Genomic DNA, 21,263 nt, shown 5'->3' with positions numbered 1-21,263 from the left:
TTCAATTTAAATTCCGAATGGTTTTGACTATATTGGTGATAGTCTTTTATCAATGAAAGGTGGTGCCAGGCAATGAAATGGGGAATTAGTACTTATAGTTTAAGTCGCGCCATAATTGCGCAGCAAATGACCGTTCCAGATGTCATCGAATGGACGAAAGAAATTGGAGGAGAGCATGTCGAAATCGTACCGATCGGCTATAACTTGACTGAGCAGCCGGAACTCATTCCAGCCATTCGCCGCAAAGCGGAGCAAGTCGGTATCGCTATCTCGAACTATACCGTCAGCGCCAATTTCGTATTTGAGGATGAGGCGGATTTTCAGCAAGAGATTGCAAGGGTCAAACAAGAAGTAGATATCGCTAACGAGCTTGGTGTGAAGCTGTTTCGCCACGACGTTGCATCGAGACCGCCGGAACAAGTGTCAATCGTTCATTTCCAGAGTGATTTGCCAAAACTGGCGGAGGCATGCAGGCAAATTGCCGATTATGCGGCAGACTACGGAATCACAACAAGCTTAGAAAATCACGGTTTCTATATGCAGGCTAGTGAACGAGTGGAAAGCTTAATCCATGCGGTCGGAAGACCTAATTTCAAGACGACGCTGGACATCGGCAATTTCATGTGTGTCGATGAAAGCTCGGTCAAAGGCGTTCGGAACAATATCGGACTTGCTTCCATGATTCATTTGAAAGATTTTTATTGGCGTCCTAATCACCTTAATCCCGGTCAAGGCTGGTTTCAAACAGCTGGTGGAGATTTCTTACGGGGGGCGATCATCGGGCAAGGTGATATCGACATGAGGGAAGTTCTGCGAATCATTAAAGCTTCCGGTTATGACGGATACATTTCGATCGAATTTGAGGGCATGGAAGACTGCCGCACCGGGACTCTGTTCGGTTTCGAAAACGCAAAGCGCTTGTGGGATGAAGTTTAACCAGCGATAAACCAAACCTCTTGCGACATAGAAGCAGCCACAGCAATTAGCCGTGGCTGTTTCTTCCTTTTTATCTATATTTATAGCTGGATCTATTTTTGGTAAATTTCGGAAAATCGATTGGTTTCCCATTCGCCGCTACGGATTGAACAGACAGTGGAAATACGCAGCTAATCGCTACGGCGTCATAGACATCAACAGCCGGTCGGCGTCCTTCCTGAACGGCCGACGCAAATTCATCCATAACAAAATAATCCCCGCCGAACCCTGCCTCTTCCGCCTTCTCCCGATCCTTCTTCCAAGACGGATGTTCGAATTCGGGAGCTAAATCCCAAATAGACTGCCATTCCACCGTGCCTTGATACGATCTGTCTTGCGATCGACTATTCAGCCAAACGAGCGGGTCCTCCCCTTCGCGCCTGGCCGACAGGAAAGCGCCTTTCGTCCCTTGCAGCCCGAAATGTGCGTAATTAAACGGACGGGCAGAGGAAAAATCGTTCCGCAAATATATAACGGCGCCTTGCTTCGTCCGAATCAAGGTAAGTGATGAATCGCCTTGCTTCCAATATTCTGGCTTCGCTGCGGGATGGTCGGCACCGTACAATTCGGAAAAATAGCCAGATTGAGATGAAGGCTTTGAAACGATCGTCGTCATATAGTCGAACTCGTCCCCGCGATGTATACCGAGCCATTGCGATACCGGTCCGAGCGAGTGGGTTGGATAATTGTTGCCATTATAATCCCTCAACATCTCGCCTCTCCATGTCAATTGGCCGGTTTCAGTATGAGATATCGCCCTCAAATCATGAATATAACCGCACTCGGCGTGAGTAATATCACCAAACTCTCCTTGATCCGAAATATTCTTGACCATCATGTTCAAGCGGAAATAATTGAAGTTCTCGGCCATCATATAAATCATTCCCGTCTGCTCCGCCGTCTCAACTAGCTGCCAACAATCCTCGATCGTGTGGGCTGCAGCGACTTCGCTTAACACATGCTTTCCGGCTTTCATCGCTTGCACAGCCTGCCTGGCATGAAGCATCATCGGCGTTGCAATCAGCACTGCATCGATTGAAGGATCCTCCAGCACCTTATCGTAACTGGTATAAGTCTTAATTCCAGGATTGTCCGATCTCCAATTGTTCAATACCGCTTCGTTCAGATCGCACACCGCCGCCAGTTGGACTTTATCAGGCATCATCTTAACGGACTTGCTGTAACAGCTGCCGCGGACCCCGCCCACGACGGCCAATCGTACCGGTTGATTTGCTCCCATCTCTGCATTCTCTCCTTTGGCGCGATCACACGCCATGTCATTGTTCAGAACTATATCTTTACTATAGTCCGAACGTATAGAGAGATGAATTGAAATAAGTAAGATCTATCCTGAAAAAAATCAGGTTATTGCGCGCTTAAACGATTCCGATATTCCGTAGGCGTCATGCCGGAGTGATGTTTGAAAAATTTGGCGAAGTAATCGGGTTCGATCCCAACCCTCTCGGCGATTTCATAGACGCTCTTCCCCGTAGAGGACAGGAAAATACAGGCATGCTCAAACCTTAATTTCGTAATATATTGGATCGGTGGACAACCGACCATTGTTTTGAATACCTGAATGAAATAATGCGGATGAAAATGAACGAGACCTGCCAGCTTTTCAACCGAGAGCTTCTCCGACATATGGTTCTCGATATACTGAAGCACAACGTTAACTGCTTCCAATTGAGAATGTCCGGTATCAGCAAACTTACAAAGCGGACTGTTCTCGATGTAGTAACAAAGAAGCTGGAGCAATATTGTTTTGCAGCGCAACGCTGAAGTCATATTTTTGCAGGATGAGTAAAGAAGAAGCTCGCGGAACCGTTCTTCAATCGCCGGCCGGTCATTAACATCGATTACCGTGGACAGCCTTATTAAATCAAAAAGCCGTGTCTCCCCAAGAGATGCTGTAAAATGGCAGTAATATTGGGCGAAATGTTCATCATCGGAGGAGGTTGTTATATTCGTTCCTTCAGGCAATAAAACGAGCTGACCTGCTGTAGGACGAATTTCTTCATCATTTGCCCGAATTTTGCAGCTCCCGTCTACAATATAGTAAAGGAGATTATATTCGTAGTTTACATTCGTATAAGACCAGTTTGTACCGACTTGCTGGTAAAATATCGTAAAAATCGATGTTTGAATATTGGCGAGATAGTTTCCAAAGTTTTCTCTCGTATGAGCCATAAGACTTTCCTACCCTCTATTTGGCTTAGCCGGTGCGCCTGTCGGCTTTACCGTATTATAGCTTACTAGGGAATAGAATGGTATCGCTTCCAATACGGTAACTGTGGTGCGAGATATATAAGAGGGCTTACTCGACTATAGTCCAGCTATAAACCATTCAGAGGTCTATGGTGCATATTGGGCCATATTGATATATTAAATATTGGAAATTCACATTAAACCTACTACTAATTTCTGGAGGAATTACGAAATGCCCAAAAAATCTCATCTCTTCTATACTACACTTCTTTCACTTAGTCTGATTATGGTAGGATGCTCTGAAAAAACAGAGAACAATAAAAGCAATTGGAAGGATATCTATGAAGGCCAACAATTAGAAGCTGATTTCAATACTATAAATGTAAAAACAGATGTATTCTCCATTTATGTCGATGAATCGCCTGATCAAGAGATACATTTGGAAATAAAGAATGCCGATCTGAATGAATTGGAGAAAAATTTCAATATTGAAGTTAAACAATCAAGCGATACACTCGATATTGAAATCAAGGGGAAACAGAAGGTAAACCTTGACGTTCTGAACTTGAACGAATTGTTCGGCACGGATCTGCATCTTAAGCTGCCTACTCAAGATTATAAAGAAATATCGCTTAAAAGCGATGTAGGCACCATTAGTTACAGTAAAATAGCAACCGATGAGCTTGAAGTTACGAATAGTGTCGGCGAAATTATTGTGCAGGATATTGAAGCTGGAAAAACCAAAATTAAGAACGAAGTCGGACCGATAAAAATAAACGCGAATCAAATAAACAATGATATTGATGTCGCAACGGAATTAGGAAACATCGAGATCATCTTGGACGAAGCTCCCCAAAATATGAAATTGGCTCTATCAACGGAGCTTGGCCATGTCGATTCGAATCTGGATATTGTAAATGAGTCTAAATCCAGCAGAAAAATTACTGGGGAGAAAGGTTCTAACGGATCTGAGTTAAAGGTACGATCGAGCATCGGAAATATTTCTGTCAATGCCAACTAAATATCTTAAATCTTAAAGCCAGACCGGCGCCTTGTAAACCTCTTTTATCGAATTAGCTTTTAGCAGAACAACTCCGTCGGTTAACGTCTGAACATCTTCTATAACGTTATATTTGCCTCTCGGCTCTGGGTGTGTTAATTTGACATGCACCATTTGCTTGTTTTCTTTTGCCGTTACCGTCACTCTCGCCGTGCTTGGAATACCCTCACACTTTATTACTGGCTGCGGCAGCAGCTGCTTCAGACAGTAGTCTATCATATGCTTATGCACATTCGCTGCATAGGATATGTACGCCCCGAAGATTGGGAAGCAGAACTGAATGATATTGCCTGACCTCGCTACTGCTGGTCGTCCGGCATTTGCGGATCGAACATGTGGTAGATATTGATCCTAATACGAATTGGATACCTTTTAACCTATTAGGCAATTGGGTCAATAGAAACCCTTCTTCTTCTTCTTCTTCTCTAATCATTAATAATTTCGAGAATCAAGTTATGTCCGCAAATAAAGAAAAGTAAGCCCAGAACTCCGCATGGAATGGGCTTACTTTTAAGCAAGGAGGCTGGAACGGGAAAGGACATTACCATTTTCCTCTCCCGATCCTTCCTTCATCCGTTATTCTTTTAGCGGAATGACCATGTCATTCCTTATCTCACGCGATACTCATCAAACAACTTAGGTATAATTTCCGTTGAAGCACCAGGCATTTGAGGAAGTATATAATGACCATCTACTACGGTAGCCGGCTCCACAAAAATATGACGGATCCACGGGATGTATTCCAGCATAATAGCCCCTGGTGTTGAGGCGACTAAATGCTGATGAATTTGCCCCATATCGCCGACATGCGGGCAAACCGGAATATCGTATGCAGCCGCTAAACCAGCTACTTGCTGCCACTCTGTAATACCGCCAACACGAGTTACGTCAACCTGGCAATATTCGATTGCCCCTTGGTGGATGTAATCACGGAAAGCGTATTTCGTATAGACATGTTCACCTAATGCAATAGGCACATTAAGTGCATCAGCAAGCTTCTTATGGCCCATAATATCATCTGGGTTTAATGGTTCTTCTAACCAGAATAAATCAAACTCCTCTAGCTTCTTGCCCCACGTCATAGCTGTATTGATATTCCACTGTTGGTTCACATCGATCATGAAAATCGTTTGATCTCCTATCGCCTTGCGAACAGCTTTACACCGATCATAATCCTCATGTGAGTCTGATTTTCCCACTTTAATTTTTACTCCTGTAAAGCCTTGCTCGACAATTTCAGAAACATCCTTAATCAAACGTTCTTTGGACCAATTCAGCCAGCCACCGTTTGTATTATAAGCTTTTATTTGTTTGGATTTATGTCCGCCAAGATACTGCCAGAGTGGCTTATTCGAAGCCTTCGCCATAATATCCCAAAGCGCAATATCCACTGCAGCCAATGCCATATGAGTAACACCAGCTCTACCAATCCAATGCATTTTGCCAAAACGCAGCTCGTCCCAAATTTCTTTAACCATAAATGGATCTTTGCCAATTAATAAAGGTGCATAATAACGATCAATCGTATCGACGATCATATCATCGCCATGTGCACAAGTTCCCGTATAACCATAACCAACAAAACCCTCATCGGTAAATATTCGTACACCTGCAAGTCCCCAATGCGTTGCAACATTAATCGCATCCGTAATTGGCGGTGTAATCGGTACGTGCAAAACAAAGCTTTCTACTTTTACAATTTTCATAGACTCCATCTCCCTAGTCAAGCGTAAACGGCTGTCGCCGTCCTTGCGGCATAAGCTCGTTTCGCGGTGGTTATATAGAAATGAATAAGTGTGAAACTTATAAATTCTATATAACTAAAAAGAATAAATTAGTAACCAAGCATAGCTCCACCATCAACGGGAAGCGCCACACCTGTAATAAAACTAGATTGTTCACAAGAAAGAAAAAGTGCAGCTTGAGCAATTTCCTGGGTAGTAGCCGGGCGAGATAATGCATGCATATCATTCAAAGACTGCCTGGTTGCTGCAGGATCCACCTGCTGTTCAATCCAGTTTGCTAATAAAGGTGTACTTACACCCGCTGGACATATACAGTTCACGCGAATACCCCATGATGCATAGTCCAAAGCCAACGACTTTGTTAGTGCGATAAGCCCTCCTTTTGTTGCAGCATAAACTGGATTTTTCTTCTGGCCGACCAAACCGTTTAATGAAGCCATATTAACGATAGTTCCTTGTGTTTCCTTTAATTCTTCAATGGAATGCTTAATCATAAAAAACACACTTTTTAAATTGATATCAAATAGATGATCCCATTCCTCTTCCTGTACATCCTCTAAAAACTTGGGTAATATAACTGCTGCATTATTGACTACAATATCGATTTGCCCAAATTGACGTTTGGTTTCTTGGATTAACTTTATTACATCCGCCTCTTTGGAAACGTCCGTCTTTATCGCAGTCACCCGAACACCTGAAGCGAGTAAATCTTCTGCTAGTAAAACAGCGTCCTTCTCATTCCAATCAGCGATCACTACGTTAGCACCTTGAGCAGCAAACAAACGCACAATCGCTTCACCGATACCTGAACTGCCGCCGGACACGATGGCAACTTTTCCAGTTAAACTCATAGCATGCAACTCCTTTCTCGGTTAATATAATTTATCATGTATGATTAATTATAAAAAAAGAGAAATTTCAAATAAAGTAATTTCTCGTACGAACGTGTGAGTTTTGTAAGTGTGTCATCAATGCTTCTTCAGCAGACTGTTTCTCTCTCTTTATTAGAAAATGAATGATTGACATATGCTCATCCCATTCAGTCTGAATGTCTTTTTCTTCTAAATCGGTTTGATATAATGATAAGTATCTTTGTATCTTCTCAATGTACGAATCAACTAAATTCTTTAAAGAATAGTTCTCACTATACTCTAAAATTAATCCATGCAAGCTCCGATTCATTTCAGAAATCAAACGGATCTTTTCATCACTTTCAGTCGGCAGCGCACTAGTCCACCCATTCATATCTTGATTCAATTTTTCCAATTTAGCATCTGGAATTTTGAGAATAGCCTTGTTAAGTGCTAAACATTCCAATTGCATGCGGATCTCAAACATTTCATCAAGCTCCTGGAGAGACATCTTTGCTACAAACATACCTTTGAATGGAACCATATTAACTAAACCTTCGGCTGTTAATCTAGATAGTGCCTCGCGAATGGGAATATTGCTGACCTCGAGATCACGACCTAATTGATCGATATTGATTTTATCACCGGCAGCAATTTCATGGTTAAGAATTTTCCCTTTAAGAATAGTATAAATCTCATCAGTCAATACATAACGACTTAGACCTTTTTTCAAATTACCCAAACCACCTTAGCTTCAACAAAATCGTACATGATTTATTATATCAGGCGCTACTTACATTTACAATAAGTAGCACCTCATCTAAACCATATAAGGATGAAGCTATAACTCCTCTGCTAGTTTTCTTTAACGAGCCGATTCGTCAGCTTGCCCATCTTCTCAATCTCGATCGTGACGATGTCACCATCCTTCAAGTAAACCTGCTTATCTTCCGGATAACCAAGGACGACGCCTTCTGGTGTTCCAGTCAGAATAATGTCTCCAGGTACAAGAGTCATATGCTGCGAAATATAGCTTACAATCTCATCACAATGGAAAATCATATCCGACGTATTGGAATGCTGACGGACTTCTCCGTTAACCGTGCATTTAATATCCAGATCATTCGGGTTTCCGATTTCATCCGCAGAGACTAGATACGGTCCAAGAGGCGAAAACTTATCGCATGACTTACCTAAAAGCCATTGCTGTGTACGCATTTGCAAATCTCTTGCGGACAAATCGTTCACATTGCAATAGCCAAACACATGGCTAAGTGCGTCCTCTTTCGCAACATACTTAGCGGTTTTACCGATAACTATGACAAGCTCCGCCTCGTAATCTACTTTCTTCGTCACTCTTGGAAGAGGAATATCATCGCCATGCCCTGTCAATGTGTTGTTGAATTTATTGAACAGAATTGGAAATTGAGGGATCGCTGCGTTCGTTTCTTCCGCATGCTTGCGGTAGTTAAGACCGACGCAGATAATTTTATTCGGATGCGTCACACATGGGCCAAGCGTCAGCTTTGCTTCGTCGAGCAGGTATGAACTGCTGTTTCCAGCCATCTCCAATGCTTGTGATGTGAACTGAGCAAGCCTCGCAACTGCAGCCTCACCACCATCGATCACTTCGTGAACGGTCGAAGGTACGAAGTCTCCAGGCTGCGTAGGCATATCTATTAATGCGCTCGCAACATCCAAAATCCCCTTTTCTGTTACGACCCCCAATTGATAAGTACCGTTGTTTATAAATGTTAATAGTTTCATTATAAATACCCCTTCCTCTTGTCATTTTCTACTATTTAAGCGTTTTTCCCGAAAGTAGCGCCTCCATCAATATAGAGAGGCGAGCCCATCATAAATTTAGATTCATCCGAAGCGAGAAATAAAGCAGCTTGTGCAACATCCTCAGGTGAGCCAAGCTCCTCACTAAGTTGACGTTTCTTAAGTGCAGCAATCGCAGCTTCCGGATCATCGTAGGATGTTTTTAAGTAATTCTCTACGAAAGGTGTTAGGATTGTTCCGGGTAGAAGAGCATTTACACGGATATTGTATGCTGCGTAATCGACTTGCATCGACTTCGTCAATGCCAATACTGCTCCTTTTGTTGCCGAATATGAAGCTCTTCTGGCTAGTCCGATTTCTGCAACACAGGACGACATATTAATAATGCTGCCGGATTTGCGTTTCATCATATGCGGAAGCACATATTTGGAAGGCAAGTATACACCCCGAATATTAACCTGAATAACGCGGTCCCATGCATCGGGCTCGACTTCATGCAAAGCTCCTACGCCGCTAATTCCCGCATTATTAAAGAGCACATCAATATAACCATATTTTTCAATGATTTGATTGACCATTTGCATGACAGATTCGGGATTAGTCACATCCGCATGGATGAAATGACCCGCTCCTCCAGCAGCATGAATATCCTCTACCGTCTCTTTTCCTTTGGCCTCATCCAGATCGTTCACAATTACAGTTGCTCCCTCACGAGCGAACAGCAAAGCCGTACTTCGGCCGATACCAGAACCAGAGCCTGTAATTAAGATGATTTTATTTGCTAATCTCATATAATGCTGCCTCCTTAGATCTGAGATAAACGACTCGCCAATTGACGAATTTCAACCTTCGCAATATCCTTCTTCTCTTCCCATATATGCTGCGGCATAGAGCAGCTCACTGCTGCGATCGCTTCACCTGACTTGGATAAAATCGGGGCTGAAACGCAGTTGAACCCGACAATAACCTCCTGTTCATCGAAAGCAATCCCTTCATTACGAATTTCCACTAGCTGTTTAACCAAATCTATCTTCGTTTTGAGTGAATATGGTGTATTGCTCGTTAATTCGTCAACCGGATACAATGAATCTAGATCCGTATCGGATACGAACGCCAACAGCACTTTCCCGAGGGCAGTCACATGAGCAGGGAACTTCATACCGGGAGCGGAAGCTAGCCTGACCATAGTCGGTGCTTCCTCCTTAGCCAGATATAATACTTTATTACCTTCCAATCTAGCTAACTGTATCGTCTCCTGAAGACGATCTCTCGAGAGGCTCGCTTCTCGGTGAAACGACGTGATCAAATCCTGACCTTGCGAATAAGAAGCCCCCCACCTTCCGGGCTTAGCGCCGATCGCGTATGTATCGTTAGCATCTCTACTAACCCAATTGAGCGTTTCCATAGTCTGCAGTATAGAGTACATAGAGCTCTTATGAATGCCAAGCTGATTGCACAGATCAATTAATCGATGCTTATGGGGTTCGTCTGATACCAGACGCAAAATCCCATCTGCTTTCTCCAATGCAGGTACCCAATATTTTTTGTCCATACGATCATCCTCTGTACATTATAGAAAACCGAGTTTTATATACAAACTCATTTTATAGCACTACAGTTTATTTAGCAATCCTAATTTTTATTAAAAAGCTATAGCTTCTAGCTTTATTAAAAGATTACATAAAAAAGAAAGGTACCACTATTGTTATAGGCGGCACCTTTTCTCATTTTCACATATTCCTTTGATTGCAGGTTGCTCTCGTCATAACCATCCGATGTGAACAGCATGACATCGATTCCACGCCCAATCATTGCTTGTTTCAAGTATTCCAAATACCTCTTATCATTGCCGTAGCTTCCATACTCATTTTCAATTTGCATCGCTATAATCGGTCCGCCATTCGTACATAGAAGCGGCAAAAGTTTAGCTAGCAACACATCATAATAAGCATCAATTTTATTCAAATAAGGTTCATAATAATAAGCGCATCTTTTCTTCTTTAAGAAGCCCTGAAGGCAATCCTCCGAATTCCCATTCTGCACAAATATACGGACTCGGACGAATCTATCCCACCAATATTCCGGAACTATACGAAAATAATGCAGGGCTCCCGACAAAATACGAATAGGCTTGTCATTATACATAAACTGTTTTCCTTCGATAGTAAATGAAGACATTGTTGTTGCCCCATCCCTAATATTAGTTAATATCAACTTAACTAGATCCATCCGTTTTGAAAATAATAAAAAGATTGTATTTCTTCAAAAAGTAACACAAATCGACTACTATTTAATCACTTTTCTCTGAATTCAACCTAAAATATTAATAAGGGGAAGGCATCACGCCTTCCCCTTCCCCAATTTGATACAATTCCCATGATAAGTTTATTGTATTATGGCTTCGGCTACGATAGCCAAGTCTACAATATCTACCTTACCGTCTTTATTGACATCCGCATTCATATTCCAACCTGCCTGACCTTGTTGTTTTCCATAGGCTCCTGCAACAATACCCAAGTCCCCAATAGAAACAATTCCATTACCACTGACATCTGCTGTTATTTTTTTGTTTTCAAATGCCTGAACTGCCCCTTCAAGCGTAACTTTGGCATTCTCCACCTGAACCTGAGTAACATTCGGGTCATTAGCTGTTACACTCGCGTTGTCGATGGCTGACTGAAGGATTGCCTTTGAACCCGTCAAATACTGACCGTCCTTATTTCCTTCTACTGCAGCATCATGCTTAACTTGAGCACTTGTAATTAAGGTATTCAGCAATGTCTTATCCACTGGTACTGAAGGTAAAATAATTTGTGTGCCGGAAGAGGCACCGTTAATTTGCATTTCACTACCTAGACCGTTGGCAATTGTAATATTGCTAACACTAAAGGCTGTATTCGTAACTTCGGTTACAGCTTTGGCGGTAAAGCTAAATTTCAGCAAATCTCCTTGGGGAACAAATCCTTCAGGATTTATGCTTGCAAGAATAATCCGAACATGTCCCGGCTCTGTCTCTTTTTGGTCGATGACTTGCAATCCGTCAACAAGTGAAGTCACCGTACCCAGCTCCATATTCGCCGAATCATAAGTAAGAGTCAGCTCTTTCGCATGTATAAGCTGGAATTCACTTTGTGTAACGTTTCTCAATCCCATCGTCAAATCCAATGCTTCTCCAGTTATTACCTGCTGTTGACTGGTAAGGGTAGCCTGAGGCGCGGATCCTGGTAATACCGTCACGCTGATGCTTGTTGTCAGAGCCATGTTGTTCGGATTTTCAATTCCGTCAGGCAAAGTTACTGTTCCGTTCACGGTGAACGTCTGGCCTGTTTGTAAAGACGGATCATAAGATGATGCATTCACATCCCATGTCACAGTGGCATCCTGGCTTCCCGCAGTATCGGTTACCAGCTCGACGGTTGTAGGCAAGCCAAGAGCCTCTGCTGTCTTTGCCGTTCCGTTCGCAACCCCAGTGATGGGTTCCGGCGCTGTTATTCCAGTAATGGTCGGATTCTGCATTTCCACTGTGTATGCATTTACCGAAACATTAGCGTCCGGCATTGTAAATGTGCCACTTACAGAAGAGGCAGAAGGACTTGCGACCAAGTAGCTGTTGTTCTGGAATGCACGGTTATCTGTCAGAGCAACAGGGTCACCTGCTGGGTCAAGAACATAGACAGAAATGATTTTGTAGCCCGCTTTTGGTGTTACTGTGAAGGAAACAGGATCATTAACGTTTGCAGTTGTTTTGCTGAGAGTAACTGTTCCGTTTGTCACAGTAGTTGTGAGAGTGCGACTTTCCGATGCAACAAACTGTGCTGTTACTGTCACTGCGGAAGCAGGCATTGTGAAATCATACTTTGACTGATCGGCAGTAACGGTTAGTGGAACGCCGGCGCCGGTTGCATCAAGAGCAATCAGTGAACCCGGAACCATTTTATAGCCTTGTGCAGGAGTTATCGAGACAACAGCATTGTCGCCATTTGCTGCGTTTGCCTTGTTTACGGTGAGTGTGCCGTTTGTGATACCAGAGGCAATGGTTACAGTATTGGTAGGAATGAATGAAGCTGTAACGATTACGTCGCTAGCAGGCATTGTGAATGTAGCATCGTCTGCATCGTTATCAACGATAATCACATCGCCGCTTGCATTGTATACAGTAACTTGTTGGAACTTATAATTAGCGTTCGATGTTGCAGTAACTGTTACCTTATCGCCTTCTTTAGAAGATGGTGCCACGCTAACTGAGCCATTTTGAATATCTGTATCGACTGTGATGTTTTGTGATGATACCGGGGCAAACTGTGCTGTTACGGTTACATCGCTTGCTGGCATAATGAACTGATTTGCAGCATTTGTTGTAATTGTGTTATTTGAAGTATCCTTTACAACGACTGAACCAGGAACGAGTTTGTAGCCTGCAGCCGGAGTTGCAATAACACTAACGATTTGTTCGTTTGATGCACTTGCCAAATCCATTGTAATTGTGCCATTACTTACGCTGCTATCAGCGATTGCATTGTAAGTTGTTGCACGTGTGAATACAGGCGTAATTTCAACATTGCCTGTAGGCATTGTGAAGGTGTAGTTGCCAAATGTTTCATTGGATAAGGTTACAGGAACATCGTTACCGCTTGCATCTTTTACAGTCAAAGAGCTAAGAACATATCCATTATTCGCTTGCGGGCTAACGATTACTGTTTCGCCAGGTTGTGATGTGGAAGCTACTGTACCCGCGAAGGATGCTAACAATTTATTGGTGTGAGCCGGGTTGATACCGGTTACGTTTGCTGTGGAAACGTTTGTTGCAACATTACCGTTTGACCCGTGTACGATGTTGATTTTGCCACCTGCATATAATGCGATCGGCGAACCAATAGGAGTACCGCTGCTGTTTGTTTGTTGCAAAGTCCACTCTTTGTCCGGTGTTACGGTGGTTAGCAGCCATGAGTTAGAACGATCAGCATCGTATTCGCTTAGAAAGTTTTGCTTTTGTTGTTCGCTGAATGCTTGGTTAACCATTGCGTCTTTCCATGCTTTGATGCTCGCCAAATGTGCCGGAGTGAGTCTTTCTACTGAACCCATGCCAAAGCCAGCATCAAGAGCGGCTACGAGTGAAAGTTCTCTGCCAGTTTGTTGTATGCTTCCAGTGCCAACTCTGTAAATTTGATGGAGCAAGTTACGCTGCATCATGTAAGCTCTTGAGTCTGTAACAGGATCTGCTTGGTCGGATGGTGCGGACAAATTGAAATTCGGGACGTTAACGGTTACCGAGCCGTTCCATAACTCGTGGTTGAGGATATCCCACTGGTTTGCCCACAGAGCACTGTTAACGAGGTATAAATTGTCTTTGTTGTTTAGATTTTTATAGAGAGTGGAAAAAAACTGATTATATGCCAACTGCATATATCCGTTTTTGTAAGTATCCTCGAGACCATCGCCAGATGCATCCATAACACCGGAGTCATTCATTGTTTGTGCTAAGCGCATTGCAATTTGTTTTGCAATACTTGCGCCACCCAAGAAAGCACTATATTGTGAAAGCCAAAGTCTTGCTACAGATGCGCCTGTAGAGTATGAAGAAACAAATGCACCTGTTCCTCGTGCGCCGCGTGTACCACCGGTAACTTGCCACTCGTTTGCACTGATCTTAGTAGCACCCGTATATTGGATGATTTCCGAGCCAATGCGAATGTACTTTCCGGGGGCATCTCTAACAATGTCTCCAAAAAGTGAAGCGTCTGCTACGTAAATCGTTGTGTCAGTAGTCGATACCGGACGTGTCAGCACAGTTGTTGCTGCTGTTGCAAGATCAGGATTTGCACCATAGGTGGTTAGATATTGCGTGTCATTATCGCCACCATGTCCGATGTAATCCGACATGGTGTGGAAGCCTAGGTATACCCCATTATTTGCGGCAACATCAGTCATCTGAGCTCTGGCAGCTTGATCGGAATGACCCCAACTGCTATTAAATCTAAAAGAACCGTTGTGATCAAACGGACCGACTGCGCTTACAATGTTATAAACGTATTTTATACCTGCAGCAGCCGCGGCTTTAGTAACAGAATCTACATTTGCGGTACTAAGGCTACCGGTATTTACTTCGGTAAAAAGAGCAGCAGGAGCGGTTTTTTGCCACTGTCCGTCAACTGTAGGATGAGGCAAGCCTTCGCCGAGCTCAATATCTTCAACTGTATTCAGGATATTTGTTGACTTAGTGCCAAACAAAGCTATTGAAGAACCGACAATGCTGGCATCCTCCGGATATGCGGAATTGATAAGTGCAGGAACACGCTCTTTTGCAATTACACCAAATGATTTCATTGTGAAGTCCGTTTGATTAACTTTATCGTTATTAACCCATGCGAAACCGCCTACGATACGATCTGTTGGATGTGTGTAATCGTTTGTGAAAGACTGCAGAAAGCTTCCAAAAGGAGCAACCACTGCCGCCTGACCTTGCCAGGACATACCACTTAAGTATGTATTGTCCTGTTTTGTATACCCTGGTGGATATGTGAGGCTAGCCCACTCCTGCGGCCAGCCGCCAACTGTTTTGTCGTTAAGGTCGTGAATACCGATTGCGAAGTCGTGGTTATATACTACTCCAAGAGCTCCACCGACAACACTTGAAATGGTTGTCTTAATAGGACCCCACAGCAGTGTTTCCATATTAACACTTGGCGGGGCAATAAGATCAGATACTGTAAATGTTGTGTAATCCCCTTTGTCTACGACCTTAACATCTACTTGAGCATTGATTGTTGCAAACGTAAATTTCAATGTGCTTGTTGCACTATCATATGTCATAGAAGTTGGTTTCTGAGATGTACTGTTTGCAATCAAAGAAATAAGATATGCGTCACCATGTTCGACTGGAACATAATCTTGACCGTTGATTGTGCTAACCATATTTGTGATCTGTCCTTCTCCATTGAGATACATATTTACCGCACCCATGCTGATTTTAAATGCATTAGCAGTTTGAGTCGGAACCCATGATGCGGTAAGTGTAATATCCGAAGTTATTGCGGGTATAGTGTTATATGGCACGCCGTTCACTCTCCAGCCGGCAAAGTTGTAGCCGCTTCTTTTGGGATTCTGAGGCATGGTTACTGTGTTGCCGTTGGTAACCTGAACGACAGACGGAGCTGTAACGCCATCGTTATAGTCAAATGTAACATCGCTGGTACCAACGTTATTCCAGCTGGCTTGCAATGTGATATCCGATGTTACCGGAGTGGTGAAATGATAGGGGCTACCGTTTAATGTCCAGCCGGCAAACACGTAACCCAGATTTGGGTTAACCGGTGTTTCAGGTAATGAGACGGTAGTACCAGTAGGTACTGATACTATGGATGTTGTGCTGCCTGCATAGTTCGGGTCAATGGTTACTTTGAAGTTGTTGAATACTTCAAGTTGAACCCAAAGAGGCTGATCTCCTCCTCTGACCTTTGTGTCGTCCCAAATATATCCGGCCGACCAAAAACGAACATACCGCACATCACTCATAGAAAATGAGATGTCGTTGCCGTCCACGGTTTCATAAGTCATGGTATTATAATCGCCACTAAGATTTTTGCCGAGCGATTTTAAGCCGCCCGCATCGGTTAAGTCATTGTTATAAACGGTTGTCCAGTTTGTGGCATCGGTTGAAATTTGGACAGCTTGATAAAAACTTCTCGCATGAGGAGGCGGGCTTTTATAATACTGCCATGTTTTAATATTGTTGACCGCTTTAACGCTGCCAAGATCGATCTGCATGTAAGCAGCACCATGCATGCTTTCTTTTGTTGATACCCAGTAATCGCTATTAAGCAAACCGGATGTCAATTGCGGTATTCTGTTTGCTTGTTGGAAGTCAGACGTTGAAAGAGGACCGCTAAAATTTCCAAATGTAGGAGTTATTCCATAAGCAAGATTGCCGACCGGCGTTTGAGTTGCAGCGCTAACAGATGTTAATGGAACAAGCGATGTAACAATAATGCAAACTGCGACGATTATTGAAAGGAAGGACTTTCTTGTTTTCATTTTGATTACCTCCATTTTTTTAGAATTTGTGCGCATTCCCAGAAGCAACCTGCTTGTTCAACTGCTACGGAGTCAATATCGATCTGACCTCGCTGAAGCGCTTTCATTTGTTCATTATTTGACCTCCATTTTTATTTTTATATGCTCAACAGGTTGAAACCCGGTAAAGCCAATACCAAGTATCATGAAGATCAGTTAGTAGATGCTCGACCCACAGATTCAAGCGCAATCAAAACTGCCCCATATGCAGGGTCAAATAACTTTTTACAGATTGTCATTTTATTCAACCTTTCACTAACTAAACTTTCAAATTTATCTTTCAAAATCGAACAATTCTCTATTGACGAACCAGTAACCAAAAGGGAAACATTTTCGTTATCAAACAGTTTCCTGTATACCGTTTCCACCATATCATACAGGTCCCCAGCTGCATTTTCTAAAACTTGAGTAGCTACTTTATCCCCGTCTAAAGCAGCTCTATCAACAATTTGAGCTAAACATGCAATTTTATCCTTCTCAGGTGTTTTCATAACAAAATCGATAAGGTCTATAGGTTCGCTGATTTGAAGTCTTTCACAGAACCTTTGTGTCAATGTTGTAAATGGCAGCCTATGATCCATACTTCGTAAAACAGACCTCATTGCCTGCATTGCAATAAAATAAGCTGAACCCTCATCTCCCAATAAATGCCCGTATCCACCACTATGCATAGTTTCAGCGGAAGAATTAACGCCATAACAAATCGAACCTGTACCGGAAATAAGTACAATACCCTCTGTTTTGCCCAATCCACCGCATAATGCAATATGCGCATCATCTGTTATTGTAATATTGCAATCAAACCCCAAGCCTGAAAAAATGTCCCTTAAAATCTGACCTGAATTATTTTTGACTACTCCTGCAGAACCAATCGCAATACTTTGGCAGTTTTGAGGAGATAATTTTAAAGTATCCAATCCAGAAAAAACCAGATCATTAAAGTGCTTTGTTAAATTTTCGGTTGTGTTTGTATAAATATTTCCGGATCCACCAAATCCCTCATACAATATTTGTTTGTCTAAGGAAGCAAACTTGATATGTGTCTTTGTTCCTCCGCTATCGATTCCAATTACAAACTTCATTTATTATCCCTTTCACCTACCGTTTTTGAGATAAACCCATCTGCTTTTTCAAGCATACCTATCGCCTGCTCTTTTGAAGTTTCCGTTAAAATCATTACGATCGCGACCTTCGCATTGTTGCCTGATAAATCAAAATATTTTTTAGCCGTATCATAATCAACGTTTGTAACACTTTCTACAATGCGAATTGCTCTATCTACCAATTTGGCATTCACTGGCATTACATCAACCATATAATTTTTATATACTTTCCCCAGTTTTATCATGCTCCCGGTTGACAGCATATTTAAAACCATTTTTTGTGAGGTTCCGGATTTAAGGCGTGTCGAACCAACTATAACTTCAGGGCCAACAACAGGAGCAATAACGATATTGCAATAACAACCAAAAGCAGGATCGGAGTTGTTGCACAGGCCTATTGTAAATATGCCTGCTTCCTGAGCCTTTTTTAATGCTCCAACTACATATGGTGATCTTCCGCTTGCTGATATGCCTACCAGAACATCCTGATCCTTTATGTTATAGGTTGAAATGGTTCTTTCACCATCTTCAAAGTGATCTTCCATTCCATCCAAGGAAGATGAATATAACGCTTTTTCTCCTCCGGCCATAATACCTTGAACCATTTCATCCGGAACGCCGAAGGTTGGAGGACATTCCGAAGCATCTAAAACACCTAGACGGCCACTCGTACCTGCTCCGATGTAAAAAAGCCGTCCGCCTTTTGAAAGCTTGTCTGTAATAGAATCAATCGCCGCTGCAATTTGATGTAATTGTGACCTTACAGCAGAAACTGTATTTCCATCTTCATCGTTCATCATTTTAGCGATTTCTGTTGTTTCCAATACATCGATATTTTCAGAATGTTTATTTACTTGTTCAGTTGTAAGCATAAAAAGTTTTTCTTCCACCATAACACCTCACATCATTCAGATTATATACCCGGTGCTTCTACTTTTTTGAGAATTCCCCCACTTCTCATATAGTCATTACATCTTCTGCTATATTCATGCTGAAATGCTTCAAGCACAATTTCAAAGTTTAAAATTTGTACATCCTCCCTCTTTTCATCATCGGTAATAAACGGTTCCCCTTCTTTTATAATCGGGTATCCTTTGTCGTCCACTCCTGCAAAGCTATTAGATGAACGGTAAGCTACAAGTAATTCTTCAAAGATATTTAAGCCTGTTCCATCTTTTTCTTTCCAAACAACATCAACAAAAGACACATCCGAACTGAGGGAAATGCAATTGTCCTTTAATTCCCATGCTGCTGCATCCGTGCTGCAATCCATAAATTCCTTGAAGTATGGGATTCTGATTTTAATGCTTGCCGGCAGCTTATGAAACTCATTGCGTATTTCAATACGGGCCCCTGTATCGTTAAATACCATCTTTGCAGAAACTTTCCCCATCTCCGTAGGTGCGTTTTCCAATGAAACCTCTTGACCCGCCTTTGCCCATTCAGGAGATATTACGCTAAATAAGTATAAATTTCTTTCATTTGGTTCCAGACCTGAAGCCCCACCATGCTCCATGACCAGCATATTACGAAGTACCAGAGCGACTTTGGCCGCAGCCCAGGCATGAGGTGTAGGGCATTTGGGTTCTACATGGCGGTCCGTCCATGGAAATACCAAATTTTCGAAACCCTCGTGGGTTGATCCGCAGTGAAGCAATACATGATATAAGTCAATCAAAGCCTTTTTTGATTCCCCCAGAACAATATACTGTTCGATAAGATTCGTAGTAATATATTGGTGTAAATACAGACCATGTCTGTAAGTCATTACGCCTTCTGCATAACCCATTCTCATCTTATCTAATGTTGCATGCACCCGCTTGTCATCAGGCTCTAGGATCTCAGTAGGATATACCAAAAGAACATTTTCCCAATCACAATTGGTTTCGTATTCTTCAAATTTTTCTGAAGCAGCTTTCCCCGTCAAAAATGAATAAAGTCCTGGTGGTACATAACCGTCATCGCCGCTGGTTGCTTGGATAGCATGATGTAACGAAGCTAAGTACTCATCATGAAGTTTCTTCCACGCTGTCGAATCTTCATCCATTTCCAGCTCTCTTGCAAGGGAGATAGCAGCCCTAAGCCCCAGTATGGAGAGGAGGTTATGAGAAGTATAATGGCCTTGTATCATCTCTGCATCATAGGGATATGCCGGTGGCATTAAGCCATACTCATTTTCTTTTCTTGCCATCTCGATCCATTGAACAGCATCTTTAATACTTTGATAGATTTCTTTGGCATAATTAAAATCTCTAGTGATCAAACAGTGATGGGCTAATGTATAGATCATATGTCCGTGAGAAGACCAAAGCTCTTTTCCGTGCGATAGGCTTGTATCACAATACAAGCCATCTTCCAACTGCCTTTTTAAAATCTGATCAAAACTCGTTCTTGCCAGCCCATCCCATCCTTTAAGATCATAGGCCAATCTCATGTCGATAAAGTCAATCATAAAGAAATTTGGATAAGGCAGCCCGCTTGTCTGAAAGCGCTCTCCATCTCTCGTTCTTGTTGCCAGCAACAAGTGGACAAGACTCGCTAGCTGAGCCTCCTGAACACGTTTTTCCGGAAATGAAAAGCTTCCACCTTGCTGCATTAGATTTTCCCAGTAGACAATAGTTTTATTTTGATAAAAGTCGTAATCGGCTTCATCCATTTTCTGAATAAATTCCACCTCTGATAATTCCACAGGAACTCTTGGCATCTTAAAAATCAGTGTAATGTTTTCGCCTGGATCAAGTTCTTTTTCATAATGTGCAAGACATACGGCTGAGTCCTCTTTAACATCAAATTCCTTACCGCAAAACTCTCCTGAATATAGTTCTCCCGGTATTACCTCGTTATAAGTGCAAGGAGAAAAAGTATATATAAGCTTATTATCACGTATAGCCTTATTATCATGAATTTTGTACATCCATTCTTCCGAAAAATCCATGTTTATGTACTCATATGTGGCATAATCCAAGTCTTGAAATCTATAGTCTTTTCCCGTGCTACGACTTGCAGAAGAAAATGCTGCTTTTGTGCGATCTGTCCCCTTATTCTTAATCATTACTTTAACAAAATTTATCGTGTTGCTCTCGTCCTCACCATCCAGCTGTGCTGCAAACATCTCGATGTCATAACGCAAATTGCCCTCAGTCCAGTCATATACCACTACCGGAATCCAACCTTCAAGATAGGTTTTTTGTCTTGCAAAAAGAGGTTTTAGTGGTTCACCGTAAAAGAAGCATAATTCTGCATTTTTTGTAAACAGAGCTCCATCGAAGGTCACCTGTGTTACATCAGGTTGAAATGGTACTCCAATTGTTGTTGTTGACTTTGCAAGATAACACCACTCACGGTTATTGTCATCGACGGAAGTGTCCATCATTGATTTTCCGACAATTTCTCCTAGTTTCATGTTCATCCTCCGTGTGCCAGCATTAGCTAAGCACGATCAAAATATTATGTTATGTAATCATTA

General features: G+C 42.4%; 15 protein-coding genes and 1 pseudogene. 2 read left to right on the top strand and 14 right to left on the bottom strand.

Features of this window, described 5'->3' with window-relative positions; all coding sequences use genetic code 11:
- Window positions 1-72 precede the first annotated feature (72 nt).
- Window positions 73-936 (top strand): sugar phosphate isomerase/epimerase family protein, encoded by an 864-nt coding sequence (locus tag AC0YN7_RS08620; RefSeq protein WP_475809567.1) that lies wholly within the window; start codon window positions 73-75, stop codon window positions 934-936.
- 70 nt (window positions 937-1,006) lie between these two features.
- Here the strand turns inward: AC0YN7_RS08620 and AC0YN7_RS08615 are convergent, their stop codons facing one another.
- The gene (locus AC0YN7_RS08615; RefSeq protein WP_475809566.1) at window positions 1,007-2,215 is read right to left on the bottom strand and encodes a Gfo/Idh/MocA family protein; all 1,209 of its coding nucleotides are present in this window, start codon (window positions 2,213-2,215) and stop codon (window positions 1,007-1,009) included.
- A gap of 125 nt (window positions 2,216-2,340) precedes the next feature.
- On the bottom strand, window positions 2,341-3,165 hold the full coding sequence (locus AC0YN7_RS08610) for a helix-turn-helix domain-containing protein (protein WP_475809565.1): 825 nt from the start codon (window positions 3,163-3,165) through the stop codon (window positions 2,341-2,343).
- Between the two features lie 250 nt (window positions 3,166-3,415).
- On the opposite strand from AC0YN7_RS08610, the gene AC0YN7_RS08605 reads away from it, so the two are divergent.
- Complete coding sequence (locus tag AC0YN7_RS08605) at window positions 3,416-4,204, top strand: DUF4097 family beta strand repeat-containing protein (RefSeq protein ID WP_475809564.1); 789 nt, start codon at window positions 3,416-3,418, stop codon at window positions 4,202-4,204.
- A gap of 12 nt (window positions 4,205-4,216) precedes the next feature.
- Here AC0YN7_RS08605 and AC0YN7_RS08600 read toward each other — a convergent pair whose 3' ends face one another.
- From AC0YN7_RS08600 to AC0YN7_RS08545, 12 genes and pseudogenes are all read right to left on the bottom strand, one after another.
- Complete coding sequence (locus AC0YN7_RS08600) at window positions 4,217-4,462, bottom strand: hypothetical protein (RefSeq protein ID WP_475809563.1); 246 nt, start codon at window positions 4,460-4,462, stop codon at window positions 4,217-4,219.
- A gap of 389 nt (window positions 4,463-4,851) precedes the next feature.
- On the bottom strand, window positions 4,852-5,949 hold the full coding sequence (locus AC0YN7_RS08595; RefSeq protein ID WP_475809562.1) for a mandelate racemase/muconate lactonizing enzyme family protein: 1,098 nt from the start codon (window positions 5,947-5,949) through the stop codon (window positions 4,852-4,854).
- Between the two features lie 128 nt (window positions 5,950-6,077).
- Window positions 6,078-6,839 carry an SDR family NAD(P)-dependent oxidoreductase gene (locus AC0YN7_RS08590; RefSeq protein WP_475809561.1) on the bottom strand — a complete coding sequence of 254 codons (762 nt, stop codon included), beginning with the start codon at window positions 6,837-6,839 and terminating at the stop codon, window positions 6,078-6,080.
- Window positions 6,840-6,906: 67 nt separating this feature from the next.
- Entirely contained in the window at window positions 6,907-7,572 is a 666-nt protein-coding gene (locus tag AC0YN7_RS08585; protein ID WP_475809560.1) for a GntR family transcriptional regulator, read from the bottom strand.
- Between the two features lie 122 nt (window positions 7,573-7,694).
- Window positions 7,695-8,606: a fumarylacetoacetate hydrolase family protein gene (locus tag AC0YN7_RS08580; RefSeq protein ID WP_475809559.1), complete on the bottom strand. Its 912-nt coding sequence runs from the start codon at window positions 8,604-8,606 to the stop codon at window positions 7,695-7,697.
- 35 nt (window positions 8,607-8,641) lie between these two features.
- Window positions 8,642-9,415 (bottom strand): SDR family NAD(P)-dependent oxidoreductase, encoded by a 774-nt coding sequence (locus tag AC0YN7_RS08575; RefSeq protein ID WP_475809558.1) that lies wholly within the window; start codon window positions 9,413-9,415, stop codon window positions 8,642-8,644.
- 14 nt (window positions 9,416-9,429) lie between these two features.
- A complete protein-coding gene (locus AC0YN7_RS08570) occupies window positions 9,430-10,176 on the bottom strand; it encodes an IclR family transcriptional regulator (protein ID WP_475809557.1) in 747 nt (248 codons plus the stop codon).
- Between the two features lie 194 nt (window positions 10,177-10,370).
- A pseudogene (locus AC0YN7_RS08565) lies at window positions 10,371-10,802 on the bottom strand (beta-galactosidase); the annotation flags it as partial.
- Between the two features lie 207 nt (window positions 10,803-11,009).
- Complete coding sequence (locus AC0YN7_RS08560; protein WP_475809556.1) at window positions 11,010-16,655, bottom strand: InlB B-repeat-containing protein; 5,646 nt, start codon at window positions 16,653-16,655, stop codon at window positions 11,010-11,012.
- Between the two features lie 191 nt (window positions 16,656-16,846).
- On the bottom strand, window positions 16,847-17,776 hold the full coding sequence (locus AC0YN7_RS08555) for a BadF/BadG/BcrA/BcrD ATPase family protein (protein ID WP_475809555.1): 930 nt from the start codon (window positions 17,774-17,776) through the stop codon (window positions 16,847-16,849).
- Window positions 17,773-18,690, bottom strand: coding sequence for an N-acetylmuramic acid 6-phosphate etherase (gene murQ / locus AC0YN7_RS08550; RefSeq protein ID WP_475809554.1), 918 nt, complete (start codon window positions 18,688-18,690; stop codon window positions 17,773-17,775). The genes AC0YN7_RS08555 and murQ overlap by 4 nt, the downstream gene beginning before the upstream one ends.
- Window positions 18,691-18,710: 20 nt before the next feature.
- Window positions 18,711-21,200, bottom strand: coding sequence for a hypothetical protein (locus AC0YN7_RS08545; RefSeq protein ID WP_475809553.1), 2,490 nt, complete (start codon window positions 21,198-21,200; stop codon window positions 18,711-18,713).
- Between the last annotated feature and the right edge of the window lie 63 nt (window positions 21,201-21,263).

This window comes from Paenibacillus sp. J31R122 (assembly GCF_056269185.1).
This window is presented reverse-complemented; position numbering and strand designations above follow the sequence as displayed.

Excerpts from the sequence above, each read along its gene's own strand:
- AC0YN7_RS08620 (WP_475809567.1), top strand. The coding sequence starts at position 73 with ATGAAATGGGGAATTAGTACTTATAGTTTAAGTCGCGCCATAATTGCG.
- AC0YN7_RS08600 (WP_475809563.1), bottom strand. The coding sequence starts at position 4,462 with ATGATAGACTACTGTCTGAAGCAGCTGCTGCCGCAGCCAGTAATAAAG.
- AC0YN7_RS08580 (WP_475809559.1), bottom strand. The coding sequence starts at position 8,606 with ATGAAACTATTAACATTTATAAACAACGGTACTTATCAATTGGGGGTC.
- AC0YN7_RS08605 (WP_475809564.1), top strand. The coding sequence starts at position 3,416 with ATGCCCAAAAAATCTCATCTCTTCTATACTACACTTCTTTCACTTAGT.
- AC0YN7_RS08595 (WP_475809562.1), bottom strand. The coding sequence starts at position 5,949 with ATGAAAATTGTAAAAGTAGAAAGCTTTGTTTTGCACGTACCGATTACA.
- AC0YN7_RS08615 (WP_475809566.1), bottom strand. The coding sequence starts at position 2,215 with ATGGGAGCAAATCAACCGGTACGATTGGCCGTCGTGGGCGGGGTCCGC.
- AC0YN7_RS08545 (WP_475809553.1), bottom strand. The coding sequence starts at position 21,200 with ATGAAACTAGGAGAAATTGTCGGAAAATCAATGATGGACACTTCCGTC.
- AC0YN7_RS08590 (WP_475809561.1), bottom strand. The coding sequence starts at position 6,839 with ATGAGTTTAACTGGAAAAGTTGCCATCGTGTCCGGCGGCAGTTCAGGT.
- AC0YN7_RS08610 (WP_475809565.1), bottom strand. The coding sequence starts at position 3,165 with ATGGCTCATACGAGAGAAAACTTTGGAAACTATCTCGCCAATATTCAA.
- AC0YN7_RS08560 (WP_475809556.1), bottom strand. The coding sequence starts at position 16,655 with ATGAAAACAAGAAAGTCCTTCCTTTCAATAATCGTCGCAGTTTGCATT.
- murQ (WP_475809554.1), bottom strand. The coding sequence starts at position 18,690 with ATGGTGGAAGAAAAACTTTTTATGCTTACAACTGAACAAGTAAATAAA.
- AC0YN7_RS08570 (WP_475809557.1), bottom strand. The coding sequence starts at position 10,176 with ATGGACAAAAAATATTGGGTACCTGCATTGGAGAAAGCAGATGGGATT.
- AC0YN7_RS08555 (WP_475809555.1), bottom strand. The coding sequence starts at position 17,776 with ATGAAGTTTGTAATTGGAATCGATAGCGGAGGAACAAAGACACATATC.
- AC0YN7_RS08575 (WP_475809558.1), bottom strand. The coding sequence starts at position 9,415 with ATGAGATTAGCAAATAAAATCATCTTAATTACAGGCTCTGGTTCTGGT.